Source organism: Novosphingobium malaysiense, from assembly GCF_000802225.1.
In the GTDB taxonomy this organism is placed as follows: Bacteria; Pseudomonadota; Alphaproteobacteria; order Sphingomonadales; family Sphingomonadaceae; genus Novosphingobium; species Novosphingobium malaysiense.
Map to the genome: position 1 here is coordinate 1 of NZ_JTDI01000006.1, position 18,859 is coordinate 18,859.

15 protein-coding genes and 1 pseudogene are annotated in these 18,859 nt (G+C 62.1%); 8 read left to right on the top strand and 8 right to left on the bottom strand.

What is annotated here, in order from left to right; translation table 11 throughout:
* Window positions 1–334: pseudogene (locus LK12_RS17795) on the bottom strand (nitric-oxide reductase large subunit); the annotation flags it as partial.
* A gap of 583 nt (window positions 335–917) precedes the next feature.
* Between LK12_RS17795 and LK12_RS17800 the strand changes: the two are divergent.
* Window positions 918–1,523, top strand: a complete 606-nt coding sequence (locus LK12_RS17800) for a cytochrome b/b6 domain-containing protein (protein ID WP_039287101.1) — start codon at window positions 918–920, stop codon at window positions 1,521–1,523.
* A gap of 327 nt (window positions 1,524–1,850) precedes the next feature.
* Here LK12_RS17800 and terL read toward each other — a convergent pair whose 3' ends face one another.
* The 3 genes from terL to LK12_RS17815 all read right to left on the bottom strand — a co-directional run bounded on the left by terL (window position 1,851) and on the right by LK12_RS17815 (window position 5,469).
* Window positions 1,851–3,311, bottom strand: a complete 1,461-nt coding sequence (gene terL / locus LK12_RS17805; RefSeq protein WP_052223575.1) for a phage terminase large subunit — start codon at window positions 3,309–3,311, stop codon at window positions 1,851–1,853.
* Window positions 3,308–3,904: a DUF5681 domain-containing protein gene (locus tag LK12_RS17810; protein WP_052223576.1), complete on the bottom strand. Its 597-nt coding sequence runs from the start codon at window positions 3,902–3,904 to the stop codon at window positions 3,308–3,310. The genes terL and LK12_RS17810 overlap by 4 nt, the downstream gene beginning before the upstream one ends.
* Window positions 3,905–3,972: 68 nt before the next feature.
* Window positions 3,973–5,469 (bottom strand): site-specific DNA-methyltransferase, encoded by a 1,497-nt coding sequence (locus tag LK12_RS17815; protein ID WP_231568413.1) that lies wholly within the window; start codon window positions 5,467–5,469, stop codon window positions 3,973–3,975.
* A 938-nt stretch (window positions 5,470–6,407) separates the two neighbouring features.
* Here LK12_RS17815 and LK12_RS17820 point away from each other — a divergent pair.
* From LK12_RS17820 to LK12_RS25210, 3 genes are all read left to right on the top strand, one after another.
* Window positions 6,408–7,841 carry an MFS transporter gene (locus tag LK12_RS17820; RefSeq protein ID WP_039287103.1) on the top strand — a complete coding sequence of 478 codons (1,434 nt, stop codon included), beginning with the start codon at window positions 6,408–6,410 and terminating at the stop codon, window positions 7,839–7,841.
* A 79-nt stretch (window positions 7,842–7,920) separates the two neighbouring features.
* The gene (locus LK12_RS24975) at window positions 7,921–8,118 is read left to right on the top strand and encodes a hypothetical protein (protein WP_197063585.1); all 198 of its coding nucleotides are present in this window, start codon (window positions 7,921–7,923) and stop codon (window positions 8,116–8,118) included.
* Between the two features lie 63 nt (window positions 8,119–8,181).
* Entirely contained in the window at window positions 8,182–8,268 is an 87-nt protein-coding gene (locus tag LK12_RS25210; protein WP_231568423.1) for an Arm DNA-binding domain-containing protein, read from the top strand.
* A gap of 192 nt (window positions 8,269–8,460) precedes the next feature.
* Here the strand turns inward: LK12_RS25210 and LK12_RS17825 are convergent, their stop codons facing one another.
* From LK12_RS17825 to LK12_RS17840, 4 genes are all read right to left on the bottom strand, one after another.
* On the bottom strand, window positions 8,461–9,693 hold the full coding sequence (locus LK12_RS17825) for a cytochrome P450 (protein ID WP_039287105.1): 1,233 nt from the start codon (window positions 9,691–9,693) through the stop codon (window positions 8,461–8,463).
* Between the two features lie 299 nt (window positions 9,694–9,992).
* Entirely contained in the window at window positions 9,993–10,823 is an 831-nt protein-coding gene (locus tag LK12_RS17830; RefSeq protein WP_039287106.1) for an alpha/beta fold hydrolase, read from the bottom strand.
* Between the two features lie 57 nt (window positions 10,824–10,880).
* On the bottom strand, window positions 10,881–11,801 hold the full coding sequence (locus LK12_RS17835) for a catechol 2,3-dioxygenase (protein WP_231568414.1): 921 nt from the start codon (window positions 11,799–11,801) through the stop codon (window positions 10,881–10,883).
* Window positions 11,802–11,835: 34 nt separating this feature from the next.
* Window positions 11,836–12,171, bottom strand: a complete 336-nt coding sequence (locus tag LK12_RS17840; protein WP_231568415.1) for a 2Fe-2S iron-sulfur cluster binding domain-containing protein — start codon at window positions 12,169–12,171, stop codon at window positions 11,836–11,838.
* A 273-nt stretch (window positions 12,172–12,444) separates the two neighbouring features.
* Here LK12_RS17840 and LK12_RS17845 point away from each other — a divergent pair, with 273 nt between their 5' ends.
* The 4 genes from LK12_RS17845 (at window position 12,445) to LK12_RS17860 (ending at window position 18,796) form a co-directional block, all read left to right on the top strand.
* Entirely contained in the window at window positions 12,445–14,148 is a 1,704-nt protein-coding gene (locus LK12_RS17845) for an N-acyl-D-amino-acid deacylase family protein (protein ID WP_039287109.1), read from the top strand.
* Between the two features lie 40 nt (window positions 14,149–14,188).
* The gene (locus tag LK12_RS17850) at window positions 14,189–15,808 is read left to right on the top strand and encodes a GMC family oxidoreductase (RefSeq protein ID WP_039287111.1); all 1,620 of its coding nucleotides are present in this window, start codon (window positions 14,189–14,191) and stop codon (window positions 15,806–15,808) included.
* Window positions 15,809–15,938: 130 nt separating this feature from the next.
* Window positions 15,939–17,360 (top strand): hypothetical protein, encoded by a 1,422-nt coding sequence (locus tag LK12_RS17855; protein ID WP_052223577.1) that lies wholly within the window; start codon window positions 15,939–15,941, stop codon window positions 17,358–17,360.
* Window positions 17,360–18,796, top strand: a complete 1,437-nt coding sequence (locus tag LK12_RS17860) for an acyl-CoA reductase (protein ID WP_039287114.1) — start codon at window positions 17,360–17,362, stop codon at window positions 18,794–18,796. The genes LK12_RS17855 and LK12_RS17860 overlap by 1 nt, the downstream gene beginning before the upstream one ends.
* Window positions 18,797–18,859 lie beyond the last annotated feature (63 nt).

An 18,859-nucleotide genomic window follows, 5' to 3' on the forward strand; every position in this document is an offset into this window, starting at 1 on the left:
CGAGCTTGGCAAAGGGCATGCCGTGTTCGCGCCGCGCCCAGATGTCGAGCAGGGCCGTCGATTCCCGGTGGAGCCAGTCTGCGCCCCAATCGGGCGCGACATAGCCGCCGTGTCCCCACACGGTGCCAAGTTCCATGCCGCCCAGTGTCTGCCAGACTTCACGGCCATCCTGGATATCGGCCTTGGTGTATAAGGTCGTGCCCTGCGTGGTTGCGACCCGAGAAGGTACGGGCGGAGCCTGCATGAAGATATCCCGGCCCAGCCAGCCGAGTACGGCGAACGAGGCGCAGAATATCACGCCCAGCCACAGCCAGAGTTTCCTTGAGTTGATCATCGTGTACCCCCGAAATCGGACGAAATACGGATGATTGCTCAGTAGATTGATGCCCTTCGGCGCAAAATTCGGGAGCGCGACCTAAGGGCCGTACCGGAGGCGCCAACCGTCTTCTCGGTGAGGCATTTGACTGCTCCGAAACAGAGGTCGGCCCGCTGTTCAACGACGAGATAACTGACCGGCCGGAGCATCAGGAAAAGCTCTGCGCCTCCTGTTACGCCGTAGGTGACAGAGCAGGCTTCCACCCTGCCACAGTTTCGCATCGCGTTAAGGAGGCTCGTTTTTGCAACGACCAAAACGGCCGAAGCGTCGATTGCGCTGAACGCAAGCGTGTTCTCAATACCCAAACCGCCCCGATGAACGGATGGCCGGTTTCGGGTTTTAAACTTGGACAGCTGAACGTCGGGTTTGGCGGCTTTGCGGCTTCTGGCGAAAAGTCTCGATTAGCTGCCTTGTCGGGTTTCATGGCGTGCTCCGGTCGACTTTAGGGCCGAAATGTAGGGAAGAATAGCCGATGCTGTCAGGCTGCCGTCAGCGCGGCGCGGTATCAGGGAGCCGAGGGGGCAGTCCATCCGAGGTTGCCATGAAGACATTCCGTATCTTTCACATCCTGCTCGCAGCGACGGTTGCGGCCGCCTATTTTACAGCGGAAGAACTTGGGCTCGTCCACGCTTGGGTCGGCTATGCCGTCGCCGCGCTCATCGCGCTGCGGCTGGCTCTGGGCATGGCCCGCGCGCGAGTCTTCGAGTTCCGCCGCCTGGTCCCGTCACTTGGAGCCCCGCCGCGCGGACAGACCGGCATCCGCCATCCGGCAATTGGGAGATCGCTGACCCTGGCGCTGCTCCTCGCGATCGCTGGAACCGCGACGACCGGAGTACTGATGGACCGTGGCGGTACGTTGGTCGGCCAGAGCATGCGCGCCCATGACGACGAGCGCCACCGGGGCGGCCGCGAGGGAGAGGAACGCGAAGCCAGCGCCAGTTTCATGACCCTGGTGGCCCCACCCGCCAACGCGCGCGAGGAAGGCGAGCGCGGTGAAGGACAAGAAGGCGCGCTGAGCGAGATCCACAAAACGCTCGGGAATGCTGTGCTGCCACTCGTCATCGCGCATCTGCTCTATCTGCTGGTATTCCGCTTCGACCTGGCGCGTTTCATGTTGTTCATTTCACGCAAGCCCTCCATGCGGTAACGAACCGGCGACGGAGGCGTCCCCCGCTTTCGTCGCCGCTTGGCCGGAGTCGCGCAAAGAAGTTCTAACTGAACGATCGGCCGCTTTTGAGAGAGCGCGGACTGGTGCCGAATTACGAGAATGTCGGCGGCACCGGACGGTACATGGACGACTGTTTCGCGTCCGCCATTGCCACCTCGATGCTCTTAAGCTGACCGTCGCGAAGGTCCCAGAGCCGGTCATTCACGGTCGCCCACAGTCCAATACCGCATATAACCTAAGTTTTCTCGTAAGAACCAAGGGATGCAGAAAACACAGGGCCGGAGAAATCCGTGAGCACCTGGCTTTCTACCAAGGCCTCCTTTCCAGGCGCACGACGTTTGATGCACGCCCATCAGGCTCGTATTCGGTCAGAAGCCACGTCCAGTGCTTCAGCTGATGCCGAACAAACTGGCTGAAGCTGTCGGCCTGATCGTCTTGCTTGCCATGAGGAAAGGCGCGCAGTTCGTTCCGGAAATCATCGAGCCACGGAGCCTGCCGCGGGAGAAGAAAGCGCCCCGACTCCACCTCGGCAAGGCAAGCATTGAAGCGGTCTTCCTTGCTTGTCACGGGCCTGACTGCCATTGGACACCACTTGTTCGTCGCCCGCAGCTCCTGGATGAGCGCATGCCCGCTTCCGGCCTTTTCAATGATGACCCGGTCCGCCCTGTACCGCCGGTGAAGATCAAGCACTGCACGATAGAGGTCAGGATAATCCAGCCGCCTGCGCAGGACATCGAGCAGGTACCATTTCCTCTCGTGGCGCTCGAAACCCCAGGTCGTGCAGACAGAAAAGTCACTGGTGGGAGCCGAACTCATGCCCGTGTCCCAGCTCTGGATCACCTTGAGGAACGCGTGCCGCTCCGGGGTCTCCTCGTAGCTTCCAAACCACTCGAGCCGGATCATGTTGCCCTCGGCCGTAACCGGTTCCTGCTGGTACTGGGCAGAAAAGACGACCGGTCCCAGATCGCGCCGCAACTGCTCGAGCGTTGAGTGGTCCTCTCGGGCTGGGTTCAGCAGGCCTCCGACAGGGCGAAGGTGCTCGCGCCCTCTTCCAGTCGGAATTCGCTCTTCCTTCTCCCCGATCGCGGGCAGGTTGAGGTGCCTATACCCCTTCTCGAACATGTACGCAGGCAGGTCATCCTCGTGCAGCCGTTGCTGGATCGAGATGATGCGCCCCGTTGCCTTGTTGTTGAGGCGGCTCAACAAGGTGTTGTCGAACCAGTCGCGCAAGTTCTGCCGCTCAATCGCGCTCTTCGCCTCGTCCGCTTTCATGCAGTCATCGACGATGATGATGTCGGCTCCGAAGCCCGTGATCGAACCCTGCACGGAGACTGCCTTGCGTACGCCGCCTGCCGTCGTCTCGATTTCAAGGGCGCGGTTGCCGCGATCGCTTATCCGCGTGTCCGGAAAATCCTTCCGGTACCACACGCTCTCCATGAGCGTGCGGGTCTGGTTCGAATGGTGCCGGGCAAGGTCCTGGCTGTAACTCGCAACCATGATCTTGGCTTTTGGCTCGTGCCCGAGGACCCACGCGACAAACGCCACCGACGCGGTCACCGACTTCAGGTGCCGCGGCGGAACGGTGATGACGAGGCGCCGCTCTTCTCCAGATTGTGCCTGCATCAGGGCATGGCAGATCGCCTCGAGGTACCATGCCAATTCGAGGGGCGGGTCTCCGGGGTGAAGCGTCTCGAACGCCTTGATGAGGAATAGCTCGAACCGCTGGCGGCGCATGGCGGAAAGGAGGGCAGGGGTTGGCAGTTTCATGACCTCACTCCTGCCTGCTCGGTCAGCTGTGCTTCGAATGCAGCGAGTATGGCGAGGTCGGCAGAGGAGAGACTTGCCCCGTTCTCCGCCGCGTCAGCGGCTTCAGGAGCATCCGGGACCGCGACCCGCCACAACTTCATCAACTCGAACTGGGCGCGGGCATCGCCCTTCAGGGCCTTCTCGAGAGTTTTCTGCAGCACCGCCTCGATCTTGCTGATCTTCCTGGTCCCCTCGGAAGTCCGGACAGCCAGCTTTCCGCCAAGGGTCTCGCGCACGATGGTGTTGAGGCTCTTCGCGCCCTTGGGCCGTCCCCTTGGATTTCCGGACTGGCCGGGCTTGAAGCGGGTCCTCACTGGCGGTTTCCCGTAGCCCACTTCGTAGACCGTATCTTGTGAACCCATTTCAGGCTCTTCATCCGCCTTTACTGGAATGGGCTCGGCAGGCTTGGCGTAGCCGGTGTCCGGATGCGGGTCGGGAGTTTCTATCGGCGGCATTGTGCGGGTGCGTTTTCTTGCTGGCGGCAATCGGCGGGGCTGGTCTTCGTCCTCCTCGGGAAAGGCACTGATCCAGTCGGAAGCAGGTTTGAATGGCATGGGGCGTCTCCGGAAAATCTGGAAAGGCGCGCCAGCCCCTTGTGCGGGGCGGCGCGCCAATGAGCTGCTCAGGCAGCGTCGGTCGTCACTTGGCTTGGTGTCAGAGCTTCATTCACGGCTGGGTTGTCCGTGCGGAGCGCAGCAACTTCGGCGAAGGCCTGGCCGGTTTCGAGCAGCACGGCTTTTGCGCCTGTCATTGCTTCCCATCGCCGGATGGCGACATCGACATATCCCGGCTCGATCTCGATGCCGTACGCTCGACGCTTCGTGCGCTCGCAGGCCAGGATCGCGGTGCCGGAGCCCATGAAAGCATCCAGCACAATCTCACCCGGATGGGTGACGTCGCGAATCGCATCGGCAACGAGGGCCGTGGGCTTGACCGTCGGGTGGTCCGCAAGATCCTTCATGCGGTCCCTCCCGAAGGTGTTGATCCCTGCGTAGTCCCAGACGTTTGTGCGATAGCGCCCGTGCTTGCCCAGCTTGACGTTGTTGGTGTGCGGGGCCTTGCCTTTCTTCGTGATGAAAACGAGTTCGTGCTTCGACCGGTACAGGCTGCCCATGCCCCCGTTGTTCTTGTTCCACGCACACAGGTTGAGCAGCGAAAGCCCGTTACCCTCGATGGCGGACAGCATCTCGCCGAGATGCCGCCAGTCCATGCACAGGTCGAGCACCGCGCCGTCCTTGCAGTGCGGAAGCATGGCCGCGAGAAACTCAGAGATGAATGCAGTAAACTCGGCCCTGGTCATCTCGCCCGAGGCCATTGCAAACTCGGCATGGCTCACCTTGCCAAGCCCACACACGTGGCCAGACACCGGGACGTTATACGGTGGGTCGGTAAACGCCATCGCTGCAGTCTTGCCTTCGAGCAGCGTCGACCAGTTTGAAGCATCGAGGCTGGAACCACACAGGAGGCGGTGCTCGCCGAGAAGCCACAAGTCGCCAGTACGACTGACTGGCATTGTCGGCAGTTCGATCTGGTCGTCAGCAGGGTCCGCGCTGGACTCATCGGCCGGCCCGAAATCTTCGTCGAGGAGAAGGTCGATCTCGGCCGTTTCCCAGCCCAGTATCTCGACCGGCGACTCATCGAACTCGATGATCGCGGCCAGCTCGATCGCCAGCGCCTTGCTATCCCAGACCCCGAGTTCAGCCAGCCGGTTGTCGGCGAGCCGATAGGATCGGACCTGCGCTGCGCTCCATTGATGGGCCACGATAACAGGGACCTCGATGATCCCGACGCGGCGAGCTGCTTCGAGCCGTGCCTCGCCGGCAATGATGATGTCCTGCTCATCGATTAGTATCGGCATCGCAAACCCGAACTCACGGATGGAACCAGCGAGTTTGACGAGCTGCTTCTCCGGATGCTTTCGCGGATTGTTCTCGTATCGCTTGAGCGAGGCCAGCGGCCGATACTCTATTGGGCCGAGCTTCTGCTCGATCGCAGCGATGTCATTTCGAATGCCGTTAGCGGCCCGCTTCTTTGGTTGGCTAGTCATTTGAAAAGTCCTTCGTTGCCGAGCAGGCAGCAAAAGGAGGGACGAGGCTTGCAGCACGCAGGCGACAACCAAGGTCCCGCCAGGTGCTGTGCACGGCGGTTGCTATTGGTTGTCCCGAGATTTGCTGCTGTGCGCCCAGGTGACGCGGTGCCTCTGCCTCGAAGGACAGCAATGAGGTTGGATTGGCCGCCCTGATCGTCAAGGTAACCGGGTAAAAATAGTCCGCGCAAACGAGAACTTATTTCCCTGCTCCTCCTCGGTTTGATCCCTGACCGCGCCTGCAAATTCCCTGTTAGCGTTTTAGGGAATTCCAGGTCGCAAATGGCTGATTTCCGACGTTCGCGCGTGCCCATGCGGTCCCTGTCTGGAGGGTGGTCTCATTTTTTCCCTGTAAATTCCCGCGTAGCAGGGAATTGAATGCGGAGAGCGGTTCGCCGCTGACTGCCTCCTCCGCCAGACACTCGTTGTTTTTCCAGTAAAAATTGCAAAACTATCGAAAGGTGCGCGGTTCTGCGGGCTTGCGGCGGGCACCCCGGTCTGGAGGGTGCGCATTCGCGCTAGCATTCAGCGCTCTCGGCGACTCTTTCTCTGTTGCCCCTTTTTGTCAGTAAGGACCTGGCTGGCGATCCAGGGGATGGCGGCTTTTCCAGCAGTGCGAGCGGGTCGTCGAAGGCTTTGGCCAGCATTGTGGTGACCGCGGCTTCGATCTCGCCTTTCGTTCATCCAGGCTGATCGCTGGCGAACGAACGGCCGCTCAGCCTGTTTGGAATAACGCTCCCGCTTTTCGAGCGCAGAAGTATCTTGCCGGTTCCATGCTCGATAAGTCGGTTCTTGAAACCAAGGGAGGAACTCGGTCGGGGACCTGAAATATCCGATCTAAACCCTGTCCGAATATTTTCAGACTTCTCTAATCAGGGCACGTATGGCTGCCACTGAACTGGTGGCACCCGCCAACGATCGCTTTTGGACCACCGCGCGATATAACGCCTTCTTTCTGCAGAGTATCAGACATGAAATCGAACTATTTCGCGATAATCACCGCGCTATTCCTGGCCGAAATCGCAGCAACTTTTGAATCGGCGATGCTGTATGCCGCGCTGCCGACATTGATCAGGGAGTTCGGCGATCCGATTACCGCGGGCTGGCTCGTTACGATGCACATGCTGATCGGCGCGGCGGCGGGTGTTCTTGTGGGCCGCATGGGCGATATTTACGGGCGCAAGCGAATGACGTTGCTGATGCTCGCGGTCGCCACGGTCGGGTCGGTCATGAGCGCGGTGACAGACGATTTCGGAGTCGTTCTCGCCGGCCGCGCGCTTCAAGGTCTTTCGGTCGCGGTTATCCCGCTAAGCATCGGCATTATCCGGGAAGCGCTTCCCAAGGAACGCGTGCCGGTAGCAGTGGGCCTGATGACGAGCGGATCGGGTGTCGGCGTGGCCATCGGTCTTGTCCTTGGCGGGGTCATCGTTGACAATTTCAACTGGCACTGGCTGTTCGTGGTCAGCGCGGCGCTGCTTGCCATATCCTATATCGCGATAAAATTCTGCGTGCCCGGCAAGCCCGGCATCCCGCCGAAGCAGCCCATTGACTGGGCGGAAGGATTGCTGCCCGCGCCCGGCATCATGGCCATGCTCTACGGCGTCAGCCAATCGAAAGCTGTAGGTTGGAGCGATCCCTGGGTCTGGGGAACGATTGGCGCGGGGGCGCTGATCATGGCTTATTGGGCGCGGCGCAGCCTTCGCGCCGCCGAGCCCTTCGTCGACTTGCGTTTGCTGACCACGCGTAACGTCGCCATCGCCAATCTTCTGACCATTTGCCTAGGCATGGGCACCATGCAGGTCGTGCTGGTGTTTTCGACCTATACGCAGTCGCCTGTCTGGACGATGGCGGGCCTCGGCCTCGGCGCGACGGTGGCAGGGCTCGCCAAACTGCCCTCGAACGTGCTGTCATTCTTTGCCGGACCGCTGTCGGGATGGCTCACCAAAACATTCGGCGACCGCCCCACGGTGGTGCTCGGCCTGCTGCTCGCGGTGGTGGGCTGGCTCATCGGCATCAGTCTTCCCGGCACACTGATCATGGTGATCGCCATCCTGTGCATCATTTCTTTCGGCACGACGATCCTCAACGCGGCAATCTACAATGTCATCGTCGGCAGCGTGCCAGAGGCGCGAACTGGAGAAGCAATCGGTACGATCGCGGTGACACGCGGAATGGCGGCGGCGGTCGGTGCGCAGATAATCGCGGTCCTTCTGGCTACGGCGACGCTGACCGACCCGGCGAGCGGGGCGCAGCTGCCCTCGCCCGAAGGCTTCCGCCTGACGATGGCGTGGATTGCCGGACTGACCGCGGCGGGAACGGTGATCGCGCTGTTCCTGCGCGTTCACTGCAAGGTCGCGGCTGATTCCGAAGCGGCGGCGCGAGAGCAGGCCGCTAGCGAGGGATGACGACCGCCCTTCTTCTTACAGTTGAAGTAGGTCGCCTGGCTGATCCCTGCCTTGCGACGGCACGGTCAAAGCAAACTGGTTGAGCGGGCAGGGCGGTGGTAGCGGGCTTGTGAGCAAGGCTGGCAACCCATTCAGCTACTTCCATTCGTCACCTGAGGTGATCCGCTTGGTCGTGCTGATGTATGCCAGGTTCCCCATGTCGCCGCACATGGCTCATTTTCTGGGCCTCGATGTATTCGACCAGTTCGCCGGCGATGTAGCTTGGGCCGTTGTCTGACGGCAGTCGGGGCTTGTGCAGCACGGTGGCGCTGTCACGTCAAACGGCGGCAAGCTGTGGCGGATGGACTACAGTTTCGATGGTAAGCGCAAACCTCTCTCGCTTGGCCCCTATCCGCTCGTGAGTCTTACGCAAGCGCGTGAGAAATGAGATGACGCCATGAGGCTGTTGGCTGGGGTGCGCATTTGATGGGCAATGAATTTTAGAATGCGGGACAGGGCAATATATCGGACCACTGATTGCCAACACAATTCAGCCCGCCCGACCAATTTGGTCAGGCGGGCGCTGGATCGTTCGACAGTTGAGTTTTGAAAGCGGTCGCCTGAACCGCTTCGCGATCATTCAGGGCAAGACGAGATGGACCTGCTCGTACCCATAGAAAAGACCGACGTCGCGCGCGAGGTACTTGTGCACATCGTCTTCGACCCGGAAGCCCGGGACGCGGGTGAGCAAGGCTTCCAGACACACGTTGATCTCGATGCGCGCGAGGTGTGACCCGAGGCAGCGGTGCGGCCCCATGCCGAAAGTGAAGTGACGGTTCACTTCGCGGTTGAAATCAAGCTCGTAGGGTTCGGGGAACTCCTTGGGATCGTGGTTCGCGCCCATGATGCTGACGAGGACCTTGGTGTCGGCCGCGATCGTCTCTCCCTCGACGACGACGTCCTCGACGGCTTCGCGCGCGATGTTCTGCGTCGGCGGCCAGGACCGCAGGAACTCCTCGATGGCGTTGGACATCAGTTCGGGGTGATCGATCAGCACCTGCTGCCGGTCGGGATTGTTCCCGAGATAGACCGTCGCCGACCCGATCAGGGCCTGGGTCGTGTCGAGGCCGCCGCCGAGCAGGATGAAGAAGATGTTCCAGATCTCGTCGAGCGTCAGTTCGCGTCCCTGGAAGCGGGCCTCCTCGCTCAGGTACTTGAGCAGTCCGGTCGCTTCCGGCGTTCCGATCCGCGAGCGCAGATCGTTCCACAGCCGCTCTTCCATTTCCTTGATCTGGACCGCGGCCTCTTCCAGGCTGATCGTGCGGAAGGCGAGGTTGTGGAAGGGAACCGCGTACTTGTCCCAGTCATCGGGATCGAGACCGATTAGACGCAGCGTCGTGCGCCCGGTGAGGGGCTGGGCCACGTCGTTGACCATGTCGACCGACCCCTTGGCCAAGGCCGCGTCGAAGAGTGCGAAGGCTTCCTCGCGAAGCTGCGGCGCCTGGGCCTGCATCAGCTTCGGCGAGAAGTGCTTGTTCAGGATGTTGCGCCATTCATAGAGGTCCGGCGGATCCTGATTGATGGGGATCATGGTATTTGGCACCGGCGTGGCCGGTACGGCAAGGCCACGCGAAGAAACGAACACTTCGGGCTTGTTGAGGATTTCGCGCGCGACCCTCGGCTCCATCGCATACCAGAAGCCGCCGTGCTTCGCGCTGTGCCCGAATGGACAGCGCGAGCGGTATGCTTCCACGTTGGCTTCGAGATTGTCGCGCCACTCGGCAGTGGTGTGATCCAGATCAGGCAGGTCCTGACCCTGTTGCGCTTCGAGATTCGCCGCCTTTGAAATCGCGCTCTCGCCTGATTCACTCATAGTGGACATCCGCTCTGCTTGTGATGCTTGTTGCATCCGGTTGTACGGGGCTGGCGATGCGCGAGCATCGTCCGCGTGGATGATCCGGGCATCGAGACCGTAACACGACAATCGCATCACGGTGTCTCTGTACGTCCATGCGCGCACGGACGTTTTGTCTGAGGCGGAGAATAACCCCTTACTTCAAAGTTTTGACAGGCCGCTGCGCCAGTTGGAAGCCTTGAAGCACCCAAAAAAAAGGGAGGCCGGCAAAGGGCCTCCCTCAAATTTCGTCGCTGCGATAACGGAAGTGGTGCTGTTCAATCGGCTTCCGCGAAAAAGCCCTTGAGCAGTTCCGTGAAGCGGGCCGAATGCTCGATCTGGGACCAGTGGCCGCATTGCCCGAAGACATGGAGCTGCGATCGCGGGATCCAGTCCAGCAATGTCAGCGAGGTCTGTAGCGGGATGACCAGATCGTCACGGCCATGAATGATCATCGTGTCCTGGGTAATGCCGCGGATCGCCTCTTCCGAAGAGCACATGGCATCGACCCACCGCTGCCGCGGGGCAGGGAACATCGCCGAAAAGGCTTCCTGGATACCGGGCCGAATGCTTGCCGCATAGCGGACCTGCGCCAGTTCATCGGTGACGATGGACCGGTCGTAGGCAAAAAGGTCCATCATCTTGCGCATGTTCTCGACGGAGGGTTCATAGCCCCAGACCGCGTCGAGCGCAGGCGTCAGTTCGAAGGGAACCCCCGTCGCGCCCATCAGCGCGAGCCGGCTTACCCGATCCGGATGGCGCGTCGTCAGGGCCAGGGCCAGTGCGCCTCCGAACGAGTTCCCGACCAGGTGGACCTTGTCGAGCTTCAGCGCGTCGAGCACGCCGAGCGCGTGGTCCACCCAGCCGTTCATGCTGTATTCGATGCCCTCAGGCCGATCGGTGAATCCGAAGCCCACCATGTCCGGCGCCAGCACCCGGTAATGTTCCGAGAGCTTCGGTATCACCAGGCGCCAGTTGGCATAGGCGCTGACGCCAGGCCCCGAGCCGTGGATGAGAAGTACGGGCTTCCCGGTTCCGACATCGTGAATGTTCGTCTTGATGCCGGCGGCAACGATGGTCTTGCCGATTTCGGGATTCGAGTCAGGCAACGCGGTTCTCCAGATGCGTATTGAAAGGGCAGGGCCGGCGTCAGGGACGCCGGCCGTTCAGGTCGTCGTTTCGAAAAACAGCGGGTCGACGTTGCGCTCGTGGAAGAAGACGGCCGAGCCCATTTCCTCGAATGTCCATTCGATCGGCTCCGCATCCGGATACGTCTCGTAGCCGCCGCTGAAGGTCTCGAAGCGGTTGCCCGAGGGGTCGAAGGCATAGACCGTCGCACCGCGCGTGACGCCGTGGCGGGTCGGGGCAATGTCGATGGAGACCTTGTTCATCGACATGATGTCGGCCGCGCGCAGCACCTGCTCCCAGCTTTCGAGGCGATAGGAGACGTGGTGAAGCCGTCCGGGTTCGGGGTGAAGGCCGAAGGCGATGTCGTGCGATTTTGTCGAGCATGACAGGAAGACGGCGGCACTGGTCACGCCGTCGTCGAGCAGGATGCGTTCGGTGACGTAGAAATCCAGCACTTCGGTGAAGAGCTTTTCGGTCTTTGCCACGTCGCCGCCGGCGAGGAACGAATGATCCATCCTGATCGGGGCAATCCCCTTGAGGCCCTGCGGCCAAGGATCGGGGTTGCGATTGCCCATCGGCGTTCCGACGTGCTTCTTTTCCGCGTAGAGTTCGAGCAAGTGGCCCGAGGGGCTTTCGAAGCGGACACGCTCGCCCGTCGCGAGCATTTCGCCTGCCGCAACACGCTCGGTGGAAATGCCCCAGGCCCGCAAATTGGATTCGAGCTTATCCAGCGAGGCTTCGTCGCGCACTTTGAACCCGAAGAAATCCAGCCCCGCACGGTCGGACTGGCGAAGCACAAGGCTGTTGTGATCGCGTTCGTCCCAGGCCTTGAAATAGACGCGCCCGAAGGAGTCGCGCCCGGTCTCCAGCATGCCCAGCACGTTGGTGTAGAAATGGACGGCCTCGTCCAGGTCCAGCACTTTGATCGCCGCGTGTCCGGGGCGCAGAACTCCGCTCATTCCCATGTTCAGATCCTCAACCTTGTTCGTCAGTTCATCTTGCAGCGGGCGTGTGCGCGGGGGCGAGCTTGCGCCCCATCTTTCCCAGCACCCGCACTGTCAGATCACCTTGGGGAAAGACCTTGCAGGCCAGCGCGACGCCGTTTTCCTCTTCCTCGGCCGATACGCAGGCCCGGCTCATCCGGCCTTTCTCGTAGGAGCCCGAAAGAACTTCGATCTTGCATACGCCGCATCCACCGTTGCGGCAGCCAACCGGGATGGCGCGGGCGGCGACGCGCTCCATGCCGCGCAGCAGGGACTGATTGGCCGGGCAAGCGAACTGCAGGTCGAAGTCGACGATCCTGACATCGTGCTTGGCACTGCCGGACACGTACATCTCTCCCATCCGTGCGCTCTCGATCCGGGTCGAATCTGCCGGTCTTTCCTTCAATGCGATCATATCGCTTCGGCCCGACAGCTCATCCTCTCAGCGGACTATTGCCGTTGGTGCCGCTTGGTGGGGATCAGTACGGAGGGGATGGCTTTCGCGCCGCAAGAATGTCGGCCCCGGACATGTCCTAGTCCTGCGGGACGTTGTTTGCGCGCGGCTTGTGCGTCGGTCTGGAGGGCAATGCAAAGAGAGCAAAAGGACCGGGAGAAGGCCATGGCTCAATACGATTGCGTGATCCGCGGCGGCACTGTCGTCGACGGGACCGGAGGACCTTCCTACCGGGCCGACGTGGCGATCAGGGATGGTGCCATCGCCGACGTCGGTACGGTGCATGAAGGGGGGGCGAAAGAGATCGACGCGGCCGGCGCGGTCGTAACGCCCGGCTTCGTGGACATTCATACCCACTATGACGGCCAGATTACCTGGGAGAACCGGCTCGCACCCTCGAGCAATCATGGTGTGACGACAGTCGTCATGGGCAATTGCGGTGTCGGCTTCGCGCCGGTCCGCCCGGACGATCACGAACTGGTGATAAAGCTCATGGAAGGCGTCGAGGACATTCCCGACGTGGTCATGGCATCCGGTGTCCCGTGGAACTGGGAGAGCTTTCCAGACTATCTCGATGCGCTCGACCAGCGCCGGGCCGATGTCGATTTCGCGGCGCAGTTGCCGCATAGTCCGTTGCGTGTCTTCGTGATGGGGGAGCGCGGCGCGGCGATGGAGCCGCCTACCCAGTCCGATCTCGAAACCATGAGGGCACTTACGTGCGAAGCCATCAAGGCAGGGGCCCTGGGCGTTTCCACGTCGCGCAACCTCTCCCACCGGTTTCGCGACGGCAGGCCGGCGCCTTCCGTCAAGACCGAGGCGGATGAATTGAAGGCCCTCGCGGCCGGGCTACGCGATGCACGAAGCGGGGTCTTCCAGCTGATCCCCAACCTCGAGACGTCCGCCAAGGGCGAAACCGAGCTTATGCGTGCCATTGCGGAGACGGCTGGCCGACCGCTATCGTTCAGCCTGATTTCCGATTTCAGGATGCCGGAGAACTGGGAGGTTTATCGCGAATTCCTGAAAGAGGCCGACGCGGCCGGGCTGCCTATCAAGGGGCAGTTCTATCCGCGTGCCATGGGGGTCCTGTTCGGCCTCGATCTCAGCTATCACCCGTTTTCGCTCAATCCCAGTTATCGCTCGATCGCGGATCTGCCGTTGCCCGAAAAGGTCGCGGCGATGCGCGATCCCGATCTGCGGGCGCGGTTGCTGGCGGAAGAGCCCGACGATCCCAGTCCCTTCTTCAAGATGATCGTGCAGGTCACCCATGCCATGTGGGCCCTGGGCGATCCTCCGGACTACTGCCAGCGGCCGGAAGACAGCATCGCCGCCCGTGCGCGCCGCGACGGCGTGCCGGAAAAGGAACTGATCTACGACGAGCTGCTGAAGGACGAAGGCCGGGCCATTCTGGTCTCGCTGGGGGATCCTGATCCCGCGGAATATGTGGCTCGGGTCAGCCCGCTGTTCGAGGAACGCGGGGCAATTGTCGGGTTGGGCGATGGCGGCGCCCACTATGGCATGATCTGCGATGCGGCCTACCCCACGTTCGTGCTGACGCAGCTGGTGGCCCCCGGCAAGGTATCGATAGAGAGCGCTGTTCGCGCAATGACCCGCGATACGGCGGCGGCAGTCGGTCTCAACGATCGGGGCGAGATCGCGGTGGGCCGAAAGGCCGACCTGAACGTGATCGATCTCGACAGGCTGCGCCTGGGGCGGCCGGAAGTCTCCCACGACCTTCCCGGCGGCGGCAAGCGCCTGCGCCAGCATTCCGAAGGATACCGCGCGACGATCGTGTCGGGTTTCGAAACCTACACAAACGGGACCGCCACGGGAGAACTGCCCGGCAGGCTCGTGCGGGGGGCACGGAGTTAGGCCCCTGTCTTGCGGGGTGCCCAGCGCGAGAGGAGACAGCGTGGAATTCGATTATATCGTCATTGGTGCCGGATCGGCGGGCAGCGTCGTTGCCAACCGCTTGAGCGCGAGGCCGGATATCAATGTTCTGCTTATCGAAGCCGGGGGCGACGACAGGATTCTGCGCAACCCTTCGCAGGCCGCGCAGAACATGCTGATCAGGGTCCCGGCGGGGTATTGGAAGAACACATCCGATCCGCGCGTCGACTGGGGCTATAGCGTCATTGAGGGCTCCGAGCAGGCGGGGCGCCCCTCCGCCTATCCGCGCGGCAAGGTGCTTGGCGGGACATCCTCCATCAACGGCATGCTCTACGTGCGCGGACAGGCCGCTGATTTCGATCGCTGGGCGCAACTGGGCTGCACCGGCTGGAGCTGGTCCGATGTCCTTCCCCTGTTCAAGCGATCGGAAGACCAGTGCCGCGGCGCGGATGAGGCGCATGGAGCCGGAGGGCCGTTGGCGGTGTCGGACACGGCAGCCCATCCCGTTTCGGATGCCGTGCTGGAAGCGGCCGAGCAGGCCGGTTATCGCAAGGTTGCGGATATCAACGGCGGCGATCAGGAAGGCTTCACAAGGGTCCAGACCAACATGCGCCGCGGACGTCGTTGCTCCACGGCCGTAGCCTATCTTCACTCTGCCGATCATCGCCGCAACATGCGGATCGTAACCGATACCCGGGTGACCCGCATCCTGATCGAGGGCGGGAGCGCGGTCGGTGTTCGCTTGCGCGATCGCAAGGCGGAAAGCGAAGTCAGGTGCCGCCAGGAAGTGATCCTGTGCGGAGGCGTGATCAATTCTCCCCAACTGCTCGAGGTTTCCGGCATCGGCGATCCGGCGATCCTGCGCAGGGCCGGAATCGAACCGGTCCACGCGTTGCCCGGGGTGGGGCGCAATCTTCAGGATCACTATTCGGTTGCCGGACGCTACCGCCTGAAGGCCGGCGCACCGTCGCACAATACCGTGGGATCGGGTGGGAAGCTTGCGCTCCAGGTGGCGCGGTACCTCATGGGTCTGCCAAGCCTGATGACGTCTCCGCCGAGCGACATCGTGGGCTTCGTGCGATCGACCGCCCAACTCGACCTGCCGGATATCCAGTTTTTCTCGATACCAGCGACTGCAGATCCTGAAACCGGGGAGATCGATACGTTTCCGGGCCTGACGCTTGCGGGTTGCCAGCTTCGGCCGGAAAGCCGCGGCCATGTCCATGTTACGGCACCCGACCCGGCCGAGCGTCCCAGGATCGTGACCAACAGCCTCACCGATCCGGAGGACTGCCGGATCGCCGTTCGCGCGCTGCGGCTGATCAGGCGCATGGCCGAACAACCCGCGCTGCAATCCTTGCTGCAAGAGCATGTCGGACCTTTCCCGGCCGACGGGGACGAGGAAGGCCTTGTCGACCACGCCAGGCGCGTCGGCTTCAGCATCTACCATGGGGTTGGAACATGCCGGATGGGCCTTGACGGGGATGCTGTCGTAGACCCGCGTCTACGCGTGCATGGGATGGCAGGGCTTCGTGTCGCCGACGCTTCGATCATGCCGCGCATCGTCTCTGGCAATACCAACGCCGCTGCCATCATGATCGGCGAGAAGGCAAGCGATCTGATCCTGAAGGACATGGCGTGAGCGCGAGCGACCGTAGGCCGTGGGGACTATGACACAGCCGGCCGGGTTGCCCTAGGTTCGATGCAAACCAGAAGCCGCATTCATGCGCGAGCGGAATGCGTCTGGCAAAACGATATAGCGGGAGACGCACTTGGCACAGGCACCGGTCGACGACGCCCTGGATGCGCGCAGCTTCTATGAAAATCCGCAGGACATGTTGCACCTGCCGGTGTCGGAAAGTCTCGCGATGCCATCGGACGATGTCGAGGCGCTGCAACTCCACGCAGTGCGCAAGCGCTTCGCGGAATTGCGCGACAGGCTTCCGCCGCTTGCCAAGCTGGCGGCCGAGCACGGGATCGACGAGATTGCGGATCTCAACCAGGCGGCAGCATTGCTGTTCAAGCATTCGGTCTACAAATCCTACCCCCTGTCCCTCATCGAGAAGGGGCGTTTCGACCGTCTGACCCATTGGCTTGGCAACCTCACCACCGCGGACCTGTCTGGCGTCGAGGCCAAATCCATCGGTTCGGTCGATGAATGGCTCGACACGCTGCTGGAACAGGCCAATGTGCGCGTGGTCCACACCACCGGGACGAGCGGAAAGCTGTCTTTCCTGCCTCGCGGTCCGGACGATGAGCCGATACAGGCGCGTAGCACGCTACTGCCGTACCTGCGCATCGGAGAACCCGAGCCGACAGATCTCGCGCAAGTGCCGGTGATCATCGTCGGCCATCGCACGATGTTCAACGCCTATGGTGCCGGTGTCGATGCACTGGCGAAGCATCTCTACGGGGATGATGAATCCATGCTTCCGGTCATGGATCCGGGCCGTCTCAGCGCGGATGTCCTGTCTCTGGCCGGTCGTCTCGCCTCGGCGGAAAATCGCGGGGAACTAGGGCGTTCGCAGATCTCGCAGGGTATCCTTGATCGTCTGGACGCGTTCGTGGAGGCACAGAAGTCCGCCCCTCAGCGGCGCGCCGCCTTCTTCGAGGACTTGTTCGAAAGTCAGCGTGGCAAGCGCGTGATGATGGCCGGGAACTGGGGCATGTATCTGGAGATGGCCGAGGCCGGCAGCCGGCTCGGGATCGACAAGGTCTTTTCTCCCGAGAGCCGCTTCCTGTGCTCGGGCGGCACCAAGGGCAAGACCCTGCCTGACGATTACCGTGAGCGCATTCTCGACTTCCTCGGCATCGAGGACATGCCGGAAGGCTATGGCATGAGCGAGATGACGACACTCATGCCGCGGTGCTCTGCGCGCAAGTACCACGCCCTGCCGTGGATGCTCGTCTTTCTTCTCGATCCGCGCACGGGCGAACCTGCGCCCCGTTCGGGAACCCACACCGGCCGGTTCGGTGTGATCGACCTGGCCATCCAGTCGCGCTGGGGCGGGATATTGAGCGGGGATGAAGTGACCATGACATTCGGCAAGTGCGCCTGCGGCCTCGACGGCCCCTATATCGAGGGTGACATACGGCGCTTCTCCGAGGCCGAGGGCGGCGACGACAAGATTACCTGTGCCGGCGCGCCCGAAGCCCATGACAATGCCCTCGCATTTTTGGCGGACCTGGATTGATGGCGGACGATACGCAATTCCGCGTTCCCCTGATCATCCGGGGAACGGTTATCGAGGACGCCGATGTCGACAATGGCGGGCGCGGCGGCGCGATCAGTTTCACCAGTCCGGACGTACGCCGCCATCTTGGCAAACTGGTGCTGCCCGAGCCCGGAGCGATGGAGGACCTCTATCGGCTTTCCATGGACGAGATCCTGGATTTTCTGCAGGAACTCGGCGGCCGGCTGACGCTGGGCAACAACCCGTGGGTAGAGCAGGCCTTCGAGATTTCCTGCCGAACTTCGGGCCTCAGCGAGCCGATACTGCGGCAGATGTACGCGACGATGGGGGCCGGGCTGCGGCGCGAATCCCTGCGCGAGGTCGCACAGAACGCCATCGGCATCGACTATCTCGAAGGCTGGGTCGAGCGGCCGCTTGAAGACGGTCTGATCTCGCGCACCCGCGCATTCGGAGCCCGGTGCGTCCACATCGTCGCCGGCAATGCGCCGGGGACTTCGGTACTGACCATCGCGCGAAATGCAATCACGCGGGGTGATGCGATCATCAAGACGCCGAGCAACGACCCGCTGACCGCGGCCGCCGTGGCGCGCACGATGATCGACATGGCGCCGGATCACCCGCTCACCCGGCATCTCAGTGTTGCCTATTGGAAGGGCGGTGATGCCGAGCTCGAGGAGCAGATCTACCGGCCGAGGAACATCGAGAAGATCGTCGCCTGGGGCGGGATGGCCTCGATCAAGCACATCTCCGGCTATATCCAGCCCGGCATCGAACTTGTCGCGCTCGATCCCAAGCTCAGTTCCACCATCATCGGCAAGGAAGCCTTTGCAGACGATGCCACCATGCAGGCGGTAGCAGGCAGCCTGGCAATGGATGGCGGCGGCATGAATCAGGAAGCCTGCTCGAACGCGCGCGTGGTCTGGGTTCAGAGCGGCACCGACGGCGAGGGGCTGGAACGTCTGAACAGGCTGGGAGCCATGGTCTACGATGCCATCCAGGCGTTGCCGGAGGGGATGAGCGGCCCCGCAGTGAGGCTGGATCCCCGTCTGCAGGAAGAACTGGAGGCCATACAGTTCGGCAGCGAAGACTGGTACAAGGTGATCGGCGGCGGAGCGGAAGGCGCGGTGATCGTTTCGCAGATGGACGAGCCGGTCGATTTCGCCCCCATCCTTGCCAACCGGGTGCTCAATCTCGTGCCGGTCGATGATATCGAAACGCCGGTTCGGGCCGTCACAAGTTACACGCAGACGATCGGGATCTATCCCGAAAGTCTCAAGCATGCGCTCAGGGACCGCCTGGCCATCTACGGTGCACAGAGAATCGTGACCCTGGGCCATGCCTTGGCGATGCCTGGCCATGGCCTGCAGGACGCGATCGAGCCCTGGCGGCGCATGTGCCGCTGGATCGTGGAGGAAGAGGCCGTCGAAAACGCTTGATCGTGGCTCCGGTCCCATCTTCGGACTGGACGATGCGCAACGGCGGCGACGGACTGGCTGCGT

Coding starts and splice junctions, on each gene's coding strand:
- LK12_RS17800 (WP_039287101.1), top strand. CDS start 918: ATGAAGACATTCCGTATCTTTCACATCCTGCTCGCAGCGACGGTTGCG.
- terL (WP_052223575.1), bottom strand. CDS start 3,311: ATGAAACTGCCAACCCCTGCCCTCCTTTCCGCCATGCGCCGCCAGCGG.
- LK12_RS17810 (WP_052223576.1), bottom strand. CDS start 3,904: ATGCCATTCAAACCTGCTTCCGACTGGATCAGTGCCTTTCCCGAGGAG.
- LK12_RS17820 (WP_039287103.1), top strand. CDS start 6,408: ATGAAATCGAACTATTTCGCGATAATCACCGCGCTATTCCTGGCCGAA.
- LK12_RS25210 (WP_231568423.1), top strand. CDS start 8,182: ATGGACTACAGTTTCGATGGTAAGCGCAAACCTCTCTCGCTTGGCCCC.
- LK12_RS17825 (WP_039287105.1), bottom strand. CDS start 9,693: ATGAGTGAATCAGGCGAGAGCGCGATTTCAAAGGCGGCGAATCTCGAA.
- LK12_RS17835 (WP_231568414.1), bottom strand. CDS start 11,801: ATGAGCGGAGTTCTGCGCCCCGGACACGCGGCGATCAAAGTGCTGGAC.
- LK12_RS17845 (WP_039287109.1), top strand. CDS start 12,445: ATGGCTCAATACGATTGCGTGATCCGCGGCGGCACTGTCGTCGACGGG.
- LK12_RS17860 (WP_039287114.1), top strand. CDS start 17,360: ATGGCGGACGATACGCAATTCCGCGTTCCCCTGATCATCCGGGGAACG.